The 11,393-nt window shown below is 50.9% G+C and carries 9 protein-coding genes and 1 riboswitch; of the genes, 5 read left to right on the top strand and 4 right to left on the bottom strand.

Annotated features, from left to right (window positions below; translation table 11 throughout):
- The first annotated feature begins 230 nt into the window (after positions 1-230).
- The 5 genes from DXB70_RS11175 (at position 231) to ribE (ending at position 5,809) form a co-directional block, all read left to right on the top strand.
- Entirely contained in the window at positions 231-1,622 is a 1,392-nt protein-coding gene (locus DXB70_RS11175; RefSeq protein WP_118673328.1) for an MATE family efflux transporter, read from the top strand.
- A 134-nt stretch (positions 1,623-1,756) separates the two neighbouring features.
- A riboswitch (FMN riboswitch) is annotated at positions 1,757-1,872 on the top strand.
- Positions 1,873-2,238: 366 nt separating this feature from the next.
- Entirely contained in the window at positions 2,239-3,381 is a 1,143-nt protein-coding gene (ribD, locus tag DXB70_RS11170) for a bifunctional diaminohydroxyphosphoribosylaminopyrimidine deaminase/5-amino-6-(5-phosphoribosylamino)uracil reductase RibD (protein ID WP_118673327.1), read from the top strand.
- A gap of 47 nt (positions 3,382-3,428) precedes the next feature.
- Complete coding sequence (locus DXB70_RS11165; RefSeq protein WP_118471970.1) at positions 3,429-4,076, top strand: riboflavin synthase; 648 nt, start codon at positions 3,429-3,431, stop codon at positions 4,074-4,076.
- Between the two features lie 15 nt (positions 4,077-4,091).
- A complete protein-coding gene (locus DXB70_RS11160) occupies positions 4,092-5,294 on the top strand; it encodes a bifunctional 3,4-dihydroxy-2-butanone-4-phosphate synthase/GTP cyclohydrolase II (RefSeq protein ID WP_107001076.1) in 1,203 nt (400 codons plus the stop codon).
- Positions 5,295-5,338: 44 nt separating this feature from the next.
- Complete coding sequence (gene ribE, locus DXB70_RS11155; protein ID WP_022359479.1) at positions 5,339-5,809, top strand: 6,7-dimethyl-8-ribityllumazine synthase; 471 nt, start codon at positions 5,339-5,341, stop codon at positions 5,807-5,809.
- 126 nt (positions 5,810-5,935) lie between these two features.
- Here the strand turns inward: ribE and DXB70_RS11150 are convergent, their stop codons facing one another.
- From DXB70_RS11150 to DXB70_RS11135, 4 genes are all read right to left on the bottom strand, one after another.
- A complete protein-coding gene (locus tag DXB70_RS11150) occupies positions 5,936-6,958 on the bottom strand; it encodes a TAXI family TRAP transporter solute-binding subunit (RefSeq protein WP_117795945.1) in 1,023 nt (340 codons plus the stop codon).
- Positions 6,959-7,374: 416 nt separating this feature from the next.
- Positions 7,375-8,628 carry a sodium/glutamate symporter gene (locus tag DXB70_RS11145; RefSeq protein ID WP_107001073.1) on the bottom strand — a complete coding sequence of 418 codons (1,254 nt, stop codon included), beginning with the start codon at positions 8,626-8,628 and terminating at the stop codon, positions 7,375-7,377.
- A gap of 235 nt (positions 8,629-8,863) precedes the next feature.
- Positions 8,864-9,553 (bottom strand): response regulator, encoded by a 690-nt coding sequence (locus DXB70_RS11140; protein ID WP_117795944.1) that lies wholly within the window; start codon positions 9,551-9,553, stop codon positions 8,864-8,866.
- Positions 9,546-11,201, bottom strand: a complete 1,656-nt coding sequence (locus tag DXB70_RS11135; protein WP_117795943.1) for an ATP-binding protein — start codon at positions 11,199-11,201, stop codon at positions 9,546-9,548. The genes DXB70_RS11140 and DXB70_RS11135 overlap by 8 nt, the downstream gene beginning before the upstream one ends.
- Positions 11,202-11,393: the final 192 nt, after the last annotated feature.

Here is an 11,393-nt window from a genome sequence, read left to right as displayed (position 1 = left end):
TTCTGAACTGAAAATTCCGTACGATACAGTTCTGGCAGCAGATTTTGCCGATTTGGAATGCGCAGCATCGACAAAATCCCGTTGCTGGGCACACGTGTGTGAACAGTAACGACAGAAGAGGGAGTAGACTCTGGCGATAGAAACACGCATGGAACCAGTTCTGGGAGGAAAAGTTAAGAAAACATGAAAACAAAACAGCAGGGCGGGTTTCATACGGAGGTGGGATACATATGAAGATAGAAAATGATTTGGGGCGGGACGATATCCGGCGGCTGGTGCTCCGTCTGGCGATTCCTTCGATGCTGGCGCAGTTTATCAATGTGCTCTACAGCGTGGTCGATCGAATCTATATTGGAAATATCCCGGTGATCGGGGAGACGGCGCTTGCGGGCGTCGGCGTCAGCGGACCGATTGTGACGCTGATCTCCGCGTTTGCCTATCTGGTCGGTCTGGGCGGCTCGCCGCTCATGAGCATCCGTATGGGCGAGGGGCAGGATGAGAAAGCGAAAAAGATTCTGGCAAACAGCTTCTGGATGATTGTCGGGTTGTCGTCGGTTCTGACGTTGGTTCTGTTTGTATTTAAACGAGAAATTTTGACGCGGTTTGGTGCGAGTGAGGCGATTCTGCCGTATGCGGAATCGTACTTTACGATCTATCTGCTGGGAACGGTCTTTGCGCTGCTTTCGATCGGAATGAACCAGTTTATTATCTGCCAGGGATTTGCGCGGATCGGAATGATTTCGGTGGCGCTCGGTGCGGTAACGAATATTGTGCTGGATCCAGTGTTTATTTTTGTGTTTGACATGGGCGTGGCGGGGGCGGCGTTTGCCACGGTTCTGTCACAGTTTGCGTCGGCGGCCTTTGTCCTTCGTTTTCTGCGAGGAAATCGCGTGCTTCTGCGGCTTGAATTTGAATGTCCGCAGGTGAAGACAGTCTGTAAGATTGCGCTGATGGGACTGTCGCCATTTCTGATTATCGCATTTGACAATGTGCTGATCATTTCGCTTAATACAGTGATTCAGATGCATGGCGGCGCGGAGTCGGATATGCTTTTGACCTGTACGACAATCGTGCAGAGCTTTATGCTGATCGTGACGATGCCGCTCGGAGGCATTACATCGGGAACGGGGGCGATCCTGGGCTTCAATTTCGGCGCGGGACGCCCGGATCGGATCCGGAGCGCACAGAGGTATATCACATTGCTGGCGGTGGTGCAGTGCAGCATCATGTTCCTGTTTTCCCGGACGCTGGCGAGGTATTTTGTCTATCTCTTTACGCGCAATGATTCCTATGTGGAATTAACCGTCTGGGCGATCCGGGTCTACACGATGGGGATTATTCCGCTGGCAGTCCAGTATGAGGTCGTGGATGGATTTACCGGAATGGGTGTGCCGTCGGTGGCGATCTCGCTGTCAATGTTCCGGAAGCTGCTGTACCTGGTCAGCGTGTTCCTGATTCCGGTGTTTGCGGGAGTTGAAAATGTTTTCTACGCAGAAGTGGTATCGGATTTCGGCGGAACGACGGTGTCGGTGATCGTGTATCTTCTTTTGATTGGGCGCATTATGGGGCGCTGTGTAGAGCGCGCTAAATTGAACGGGAAAGCAGTGGAAGCAGACACTTGAAGCGGCGCTTAAAATGGCTGAAAATGTGTGTCAGATAACGTTGTCATCAATCAATAAATGAAAAAAATAATGGATTGACAAACGGATTCTCTGGATCTATAATGCAATACAGATAATGAATGACAACAAAATAACGATATCTTCAGGGCAGGGTGTAATTCCCGACCGGCGGTAAAGTCCGCGAGCGCATGGCGCATGATTTGGTGCAATTCCAAAACCGACTGTATAGTCTGGATGAAAGAAGAAAAAACGTAAATAAAAACGGCGGTGCCGGGAAGCTTCCAGATACACTCCCCCGGATGATGGATATGGCGGATATATACCGCTATGGCAAAAGAGGGAGAAAAGTCATCGAGAAAGGATGTATAAAAAATATTTACGATAATTAATATCATGAAAGATATTATAAAATAGAAATTATAAGCCCTGAGATGTGAAAATAAAAGTATTTCACATTTCAGGGCTTTTTTGTTTCAATAGAAAATTGTATCATATGAAACAAAAAACGCTCCGTGAGGATGCACACTTGCGCGAAGCAGAAATATGTCGCAGGCGACCGCGTTCGGTGCGAGAATGTGCCTTGGCACATTCTTTTGATAGAAAGGTGGGGAAAAAGATGGAACGAATCCATGTAAAGGTTCCCGGTGAGCAGCCACAGGATCGGGAATATATGAAGCAGGCGTTAGCACTGGCAGAAAAAGGGCACGGATGGGTCAATCCGAATCCGATGGTCGGCGCGGTGCTGGTAAAGGATGGACGCATCATCGGCGAGGGATATCATACACGATATGGACAGCTTCATGCAGAGCGGGAGGCATTTAAGAATGCGGCAGAGCGGGGCGAAGAGACGGCGGGAGCGGATTTATATGTGACACTGGAACCTTGCTGCCACACCGGAAAACAGCCGCCGTGCACGGAAGCGGTGCTGGCATCCGGGGTGAAGCGCGTGATTGTCGGCTGCACGGATCCGAATCCGGTGGTGGCAGGGCGCGGCATCCGGCTTCTGAGGGAAAAGGGGCTGGAAGTGGTGGCCGGAGTTTTACGCGGAGAGTGTGAACGGCAGAATGAGGTGTTCTTTCATTTCATGCGGACGAAACTTCCGTTTACGGTGCTGAAATACGCGATGACACTCGACGGAAAGACAGCGACGGTGTCGGGTAAATCCCAGTGGATCACGGGCGAGGCGGCGCGGAAGCGGGTGCATGAGGACCGCGGGCGTTATATGGCGATTCTGACTGGCGTTTCGACGGTGCTGGCGGACAATCCGCAGCTGACCTGCCGGATTCCGGGAGGAAAAAATCCGATCCGGGTGATTGCAGATACGAAGCTTCGGACACCGCTTTCATCGACCGTGGTACAGACCGCGCGGGAGACACCGACCTGGATTGTGACGGCGGTATCGGATGCCGGAAGGAAGAAAGCATATGAGGACGCCGGCTGTCGTGTTTTAAGTGTCCCGGCAAAAGAGGGAGAACTGGATTTGCAGGCGATGATGCAGCGGCTGGGCGAGGAGAAAGTGGACAGCGTGATGGTCGAGAGCGGCGGGACGCTGGCATGGTCGTTTTTAAAGGCAGGGCTTGTGAACCGGGTGCAGGCGTACATTGCTCCGAAGATTTTCGGAGGTGCAGGCGCCCCGACCCCGGTGAGGGGAACCGGTGTGGATGCGCCGCCGGAGGCATTTCTTCTTAAAAAGCCGGAGGCAGTGTGGCTGGGAGAGGATCTGCTGCTGGAATATGAGGTGTCCGGTCAAGATGCATGAGGCGGTGTTAGAACGGGAAAAAATCGCTGATTTGAAAAGGAGAAAAGATGTTCACAGGAATCATAGAGGAAGTGGGAAGGATCCGTGCGATTGAGCGCCAGGCAGTCTCGGCACGGCTGACGGTTGCTGCGTCCAAGGTGCTCTCGGATGTTCATCTGGGCGACAGCATTGCGGTCAACGGTGTGTGTCTGACGGTCACGTCATTTGGGAGAGATTATTTCTGTGCGGATGTAATGCATGAGACGCTGAACCGTTCGTCCCTGGGGGCGCTGGGTGTCAAAAGCCCGGTCAATCTGGAGCGGGCGATGCTGGCGGGCGGACGGTTTGGCGGACATATCGTCTCCGGTCACATCGATGGAACTGGAACCATCCGGGATGTGCGCCGGGACGGAAATGCCGTCTGGTATACGATTCAGGCCCCAGAACCGATTCTGCGGCTGATTGTGGAAAAAGGATCGATCGCGATCGACGGAATCAGCCTGACGGTCGCACGGGTGGATCACGTATCATTTTCCGTTTCCATCATCCCGCATACACTGCAGGAGACAGCGCTTGCGTTTAAGAGGGCAGGCGATATCGTCAATCTGGAAAATGACTGCATTGGAAAGTATGTGGCGAAGCTGATGGGAGTAGAAGAAGAGGATAAGGCAGGAAAGGGCATGACAAGAGAATTTCTGCAGCGATATGGATTTTAATAGAGGAGGAGAACAATGAAGCAGTTTGATACAGTTGAAAAGGCTCTGGACGAGCTGAAACAGGGACATTTAATCCTGGTTACGGATGACGAGGATCGCGAAAACGAAGGCGATCTTATCTGCGCGGCAAGTTTTGCCACGACAGAAAATGTCAATTTCATGGCGACGCATGCGAAGGGCTTAATCTGTATGCCGATGAGCGCAGAAATCTGCCGGAAGTTGCAATTCCCACAGATGGTGATGGATAACACGGATAACCATGAGACGGCGTTTACCGTATCGATCGACCATAAAACGACGACCACCGGTATTTCTGCCGAGGAGCGCGGTATTACGGCGCGCGCGTGCGTGGATCCGGACACAAAGCCGGAGGATTTCCGCCGTCCGGGACATATGTTTCCGCTGATGGCGAAGAAAAACGGCATTCTGGAGCGCAACGGTCACACAGAGGCGACGGTAGACCTGATGCGGCTTGCAGGGCTGCCGGAATGCGGTCTGTGCTGCGAGATCATGCGCGAGGATGGAACGATGATGCGGTCGGAAGAATTATTTGCGATGGCAGAACAATGGGGTCTGGCGATGATTTCCATTAAACAGCTGCAGGAGTACCGCAAGAGACATGAAAAGCTGGTCGAGTGTGTGGCAGAGACGCGGATGCCGACGAAATACGGCGAATTCCGCGCGTATGGCTACCTGAATCTCTTAAATGGAGAACACCATGTGGCACTCGTCAAGGGCGATATCGGAGATGGGAAAGATGTACTCTGCCGCGTGCATTCGGAGTGCCTGACCGGCGATGCATTTGGTTCCCTGCGGTGTGACTGCGGACAGCAGCTTGCGTCGGCGATGACCCAGATTGAGAAAGAGGGACGAGGCGTTCTCCTTTATATGCGGCAGGAGGGACGCGGCATCGGGCTTTTAAATAAGCTGCGCGCCTACAAGCTGCAGGATGGCGGCATGGATACGCTGGATGCGAACCTGGCGCTGGGATTTAAGGGCGATCTGCGGGAATACTACATTGGGGCGCAGATTTTAAAGGATCTGGGAATCAAGACGCTGCGTCTTCTGACCAATAACCCGGATAAGGTATATCAGCTTTCGGATTTTGGCATGGAAATCAAGGAGCGCGTGCCGATTCAGATGGAGGCAACGCCGTATGATGGATTTTACCTGAAAACGAAGCAGGCGCGGATGGGACATATTTTGAATTTTAAATAGAAAAAGTGACAGGCGAAAATAGATCGTCGGAAAGGATGGTACTTATGCGTACATTTGAAGGAAACGTAGTAGCGGAAAATAATATGAGGATCGGAATTGTGGCGGCACGATTCAATGAGTTTATCACCTCGAAACTGGTTGCAGGCGCGCAGGATGCGCTGCGTCGTCACAATGTCTCGGAGGAGGATGTAGATGTTGCGTGGGTTCCAGGTGCTTTTGAGATTCCGCTGATTGCGTCGGAGATGGCGAAGTGCGGAAAGTATGATGCGGTGATCTGCGTGGGTGCAGTTATCCGTGGAAGCACAAGCCATTATGATTATGTGTGCAGCGAGGTTTCGAAAGGAATCGCACAGGTTTCTCTGGCAAGCAGCGTGCCGGTTATGTTCGGTGTGCTGACGACGGATACGATCGAGCAGGCGATCGAGAGAGCGGGAACAAAGAGCGGAAATAAGGGATTTGACTGCGCGATGGGAGCAATCGAGATGGTGAATTTGCTGCGGGAGATCCGGAAGTAAAAATAATCAGGTAATCGGGCATCGAAAAAGCCAGGACTGCGGAATGCTGCAGCCCTGGTTTTTTGTCTTAGGAAAATTCGTCCATGCGCCAGGTTTTGGTGTTACCTGTTTTTGTTTGCTATCATGTTACTCTGTTTTCAACAGCCCCTGTTCCGTATAATATTTCTCAGCTCCCGGATGCAGCGGAATAGGAAGCTGGCTGCATATATATTCCGGATCAGATAAGTTACTTAAGGAGGGGTGGGCGCTGATCAGTTCTTCACGGGATTCGTCGAGAATCTTGGTGATGGTGTAGACCAGCTGTTCGTCCATGGATGCGTCCACGCAGAGAAGGCATTTGATTCCGAAGGTTTTCAGTGTCTCGGTTTGTCCCGGATAGGTACCGGCTGGGACGGTGGCGCGGACGTAGAAGGGGCTGGCTGCAAGAATTTTTTGCAGTTCTTCGTCAGTGTACTCCAGCAGGCGGCAGGGCGTCTGGCTGGCCAGGTCGGTCAGGCTGTGGACCGGGATTCCGGCGAAGCTGTGGACGGCGTCGAGTTTACCGTTTAAGACAGAGTCCACGCTGGCGGAGAAGCTGTAGTTTTCAAGGGCAGTGTTGGCAATATTGAGCCCGGCTGCCTTGAGAGCGGTGCGGGCGGAAAGCTCCGTGGTGGATCCTTCTGGTCCGACGGCAATGTGGTGTCCGGCGAGTTCATGAACGTAGGAGATATGCTCGGATTCCGGCGCCATCCAGGTGGACAGGCTTGAATAGACGGCCCCGATCGCCCGCAGGGATTCGACCGGATGACCGGAAAATTCGTCCGTTCCCTGATAGGCGGAAAATGCCACATCGCCGCTGACCAGTCCCATATCAAATTGTCCGTTTTTGATATTTTCCACGTTCGTGTAGGAACCGTTGGAGGCGCTTAAATTGACCTTGAGCTGTTCATCATGTCCGCTTAAAACAGAGGCGATGGCACTGCCAACCGGGTACATGGTTCCGCCGCTGTCGGCAGTTCCGATGGTCAGAACGTGCAGCTCTTCGTCTGCTTCGTTGGGATGGTCGTTGACCCGCGCATCTGCGGAGGTGCTGCCGGAACAGCCGGAAAGTCCGAGCAGGAAGGTAAGAAGCATCATTGGTGCCAATTTTACCAGTTTTTTTATTTTCATAGATCTCACCTTTTCGTAGTTTATCAGTATATAGAAAAAAACGCAGCGGTTCTGTCGAATGCTGCCTTAGCGATTAAAAGAATATTAAAACTCTATAAAAGTATAACATAAAAAACAGTGATAAGACAAGACCAAGGAAGAGGAAAATATAAATGTAACTGTTCACAGGTAGGCACTTTTGGAACCGAAAGTGCCGTAAGAAAACGTGGTGGCAGCAGGAATTTGCCGTATTTAAATGCGAAGCCACGGCAAATTCCGTTACTGGGCACGTATGCGTGAACAGTAACAAAAAAGAGCGTCCGGTTTATGTGGGGGAACCGGACGCTCTTCTTTCAGGTTACATTTTCAATTGAGCTTTAGGTATGTTGTTATATAAAAGATGTCTTATATGAAGTGTTCCTATCTCGTCTCAGTGATTATTTTGTAATCAGGCTGGAGAAGATGGAAAGGAAAATCGGGTTGTAAATATCGTCGATGATAACTGCGAAGGACGGATACAGAACCCAAGCAACGGTGTGCCATCCATACTGATCCATAACGGCTTTCTCGTTTGCTACTGCGTTCGGACCTGAACCACAGCCCCATCCACAGTTACCAGCTGCCATAACAGCTGCACCGTAATCGCGGCCAAATACGTTGAAGGATACGAAGATTGCAAAGAGTGCCATCAGGATAGCCTGTGCAAGGAGGATGATACCCATCTGACCAGCTACCGGAGCCAGCTTTGTGATATCGATGGTCATCAGAACCAGTGCCAGGTAGAGTTCCAGGAACATATGCTCGATAGCGTCGATCTCCGGAACCGGGAATTCGATACCAGCTGCATCCATGATGTTTCTTGCGATAGCACCTGCGAACAGACAGCCGATGAATTTCGGCATCTCGATCATTGGGATGTTGTCTAACAGGCAGTAGATCGGCATACCAAGTGCTGCTACAAGCAGAGACAGGGCAAATGCTTTGATCATACGGGTGTTGTTAAGAACAGCTGCTGAACCTGCTTTTGCGGATTCCGGTCTGTCGTTCGGGTCAGATTTCAGACCGTGACGGGAAATCAGGAAAGCTGCAACCGGGCCACCGATTAAGGAACCCATGATGTTGCCCATAGTACCGGCTGCTACACCGACTGTGGTTGCATCCGGAGCACCCATGTTCTCGAAGATAGGACCAAATGCAGAAGCAGTACCAACACCGCCGGACATAGCTGAGGAAGAACACTGCAGAGCCAGAAGCGGATGAAGACCGATGGCGCTGCCTACCAGGTAACCAACGACATCCTGTAAGGTAATCAGGACACAGGCTGCAACTGCGATTGCGATACAAAGCTTTCCGCCTGCATGCTTTAACATCTTGTAGCTGAAGCCGAAACCTACGCACAGGAAGAATAAGTTCTGGCATAAGTCTTTCACGATTTTTGCATCAAAGGAAAAACCGATGATTCCGGAACCCTTGATGATAGATACAACAACAGAAAAGATGATACCGGAAATAACCGGAGCCGGTATTGCATATTTTCTGAGCAGGGCGCTGTGAGCGACAATCGCGCGTCCTAAGAAGATAACGATGGCTGCGAAACCAAGTGTGGTCAGATACTCGAACTGGAATGTAGCAATCGCACCGTCCGCTGCCGGTGTGTAAGTTCCAAAGTACCCCATAATGTGTTCTAACATAGAACTTCCCTCCATTCTTTTTTAAGAATTTGTTTATTTCTTTTATAAGCAGTTTATAAGATTGAAAAAGGGAAGTCAATTTATGTAATTTTAAATACAGTTTTGTAAGTATTGTAAATAAAAATGACTATAAGAAAGCGACTGCAGTATAGATACGGTTCTATGATGAATCTGTACAGCTGTAGCCGCGAAAAGGCAGGAAAAACCTGTATATTGCTGGAAAACGAAGTGGCTCTTATTTTCCGGAATATCTATATTTAATAGAAGGGCGTCCACCGGTCTGGTAATCGATCATGCTGACCAGTTCGTTGGTTTCAACCAGGTAATTTAAGTACCGCCGGACTGTAATACGGGACAAATGAACCTGTTCCGAAATCTGTTCGCTGGACCAGACCTCCTCCGGATGTTCGGAGAGAAAGAGACGGATCAGTCCAAGGGTGCGTTCATTTAGGCCCTTTGTCAGCGGAGCGCTCTGGGAGGAGACATCCGGGACGGAGAAGAGGCGGTCGATCTCCGCCTGTCCCAGGTCAGAAGCGGACGCCGATGTTTTCAATTCCTCCTGACGTTTCGCAAATCGTTCCAGGGCAGCTTTGAAACGGTCATATTCAAATGGTTTGACGAGATAATCGGTGACGCCGCGGGAAATAAGCCGGCGGACGGTCTCTGCGTCGTTGGCAGAGGTTACCATGATGATCGCAGGGGTCATGCCAGCCGCGTGGAGCTGGTCGATAAATTCGTCACCGTTCATCTGAGGCGTGTAGTAGTCGAGAATAATCAGGTCAACCGTGCAGTTCTGCAGATACTGCAGGGCAAGGATGCCGTTTTTGAAAGTTGCCTCCACGTGAAAAGAGGAGGTCAGCTCGACATACTGTTTATTGATGGATGCAACCATCGGATCATCTTCTATAATAATGACTTTATACATTAGATTCTGTCTCCTTTCGGGTAAATGTCAGGGTGAAGCAGGTGCCCTCGCCAGGCTCTGTGTCGATATCAATGGTTCCGCCGTACTCCTCCATCAGCTCATGAACCAGGAAAAGCCCGGTTCCGCGGTTCTCGCCCTTGGAGGAAACACCTTTTTCGAAAATATGATCGAGCAGCTGTGGCTGTATGCCGTGCCCGGTGTCCTCGCAGGTGATGATGTTGACGTCTGGGCGGCAGTAGATGCCGATGTGGATCTCGCGCGGGCTTTCAGATGCGTTAATGACATCCGGACTGGCGGTGTGATCGTGGCTTAGCTCTTCAATGGCATTTTCCATCAGATTGCCGAGAATGGTGACAAATCCTTCCACCGGGATCAGCAGATCATGGTCGCGGCAGGTGCTGTCGGCGCTGACCTGCAGGCGGATGCCAAGCTCGGCGGCGTGCATCATTTTCCCGATCACAAGCGCACAGATTTTCGGAACGCGGATGCAGTTGGCTGTCTCACGGACGGACTGGCTGGAGACAAGGCTGCTGTTGGTGATAAAATTCATCGCCTGCTGAATCTCCCCGGTCTGTAGGTAGCCGAGAATGATGTGCAGCTTATTTAAAAATTCATGGTTGAACGCGCGCAGCGTGTCCAACATATTGTGGGCGCCGGAAAGCTCGTCGGAGAGACGCAGGAGGTCGGTGCGGTCAAATAAAACGATCAGGACACCCCGGCGCGCCTGTTTACCGCGTCCATGGATCGGCACCTCCTTGACGATGAGCTGGCGTCCGGCGAAGCTGATGCTCTCGTGCGTTACACTTTCGCCGGTTTTTATGACCTGATCGAAAGCGGTCTGTGGAAACAATTCCTGAATCGTTAAGTGGGTGAGCGGAGGTTCGTTTGCAGGACGACCGAGTATCGTGGAAACTTTCTGGTTGGCAAAGAGAATTCTGCCGTCCAGATCGGTTGCGGCAAGTCCCTCGTCGATCATATTCATGACCTCATCCTGGCGGGTATAAATATTGACGAGTTCTTCCGGGTCATATCCCAACAGGGAGTCGCGCAGCAGGGAGAACATTGTGTGCGTCAGGGAAATGCTGACGATCATCATGATCAGGAATATAATTATATAAAAGAACAGCAGACTGCGGTGCTGGGCTGACAGAGTAGCGGTGAACAGGGAAACCATCACAAAACCGACGATCTCTCCGTCGCTGTTTTTTACTGCGTGAAAGGCGCGCCGCTGCATGCCGTGCGTGCCGTAGCCGGTTGTGATATATGGATCGCTTCCTGCCAGAATAGCGTCCTCGTCACCTGCCACGTAGGAATCGCCGGTTTTCAGACGGTTCGTGTGGTAAAAGCGCAGTCCGTTTTTATCACTGATGAGGATGACATTGATATCTGGTATATTCAAAGAAAGAGAATCCAGGTCGCGGGTCACGGTGGAATCAGGATAGCCGTTTTCCAGCATGGCGGCGACATCCGGAATTGCAGCAATATAAGAAGCAGTGCCGCTGATCAGCTTGTCCATATCCTTTCGCTGTCTGGAAATATCAAAAAACAGAGTAAAACCAAGTGAGATGAGCACCAGAGTAGCGGAAAGGAGCAGAAAGGATCGGTACAGATTCTGTTCCAGCGCTGATTTTCCTTCCTTTATCTTCATATATAAAACCTCCGGAATTTATTTGATGTAGGAAATGAGTTGATCCGGTCTGCAAAATGTGTAAACCAAAACGATGATTAAAGTTATTATAGTAAAAAAAGAAACGATCTGCAAGAAAGTGTGGAGGTTTACAAGACGCCGGATGGCGAGTTGCAAAGTGGCCGGGTTATTGTTCACGGGTAGGCACTTTTG

It is taken from the genome of Clostridium sp. OM05-5BH, assembly GCF_003481505.1.
GTDB classification, from domain to species: Bacteria; Bacillota; Clostridia; order Lachnospirales; family Lachnospiraceae; genus Otoolea; species Otoolea fessa.
This window is presented reverse-complemented; position numbering and strand designations above follow the sequence as displayed.

Bases quoted from the DNA above. Each gene is read 5' to 3' on its own strand.
- DXB70_RS11175 (WP_118673328.1), top strand. From the start codon at position 231: ATGAAGATAGAAAATGATTTGGGGCGGGACGATATCCGGCGGCTGGTG.
- ribD (WP_118673327.1), top strand. From the start codon at position 2,239: ATGGAACGAATCCATGTAAAGGTTCCCGGTGAGCAGCCACAGGATCGG.
- DXB70_RS11165 (WP_118471970.1), top strand. From the start codon at position 3,429: ATGTTCACAGGAATCATAGAGGAAGTGGGAAGGATCCGTGCGATTGAG.
- DXB70_RS11160 (WP_107001076.1), top strand. From the start codon at position 4,092: ATGAAGCAGTTTGATACAGTTGAAAAGGCTCTGGACGAGCTGAAACAG.
- ribE (WP_022359479.1), top strand. From the start codon at position 5,339: ATGCGTACATTTGAAGGAAACGTAGTAGCGGAAAATAATATGAGGATC.
- DXB70_RS11150 (WP_117795945.1), bottom strand. From the start codon at position 6,958: ATGAAAATAAAAAAACTGGTAAAATTGGCACCAATGATGCTTCTTACC.
- DXB70_RS11145 (WP_107001073.1), bottom strand. From the start codon at position 8,628: ATGTTAGAACACATTATGGGGTACTTTGGAACTTACACACCGGCAGCG.
- DXB70_RS11140 (WP_117795944.1), bottom strand. From the start codon at position 9,553: ATGTATAAAGTCATTATTATAGAAGATGATCCGATGGTTGCATCCATC.
- DXB70_RS11135 (WP_117795943.1), bottom strand. From the start codon at position 11,201: ATGAAGATAAAGGAAGGAAAATCAGCGCTGGAACAGAATCTGTACCGA.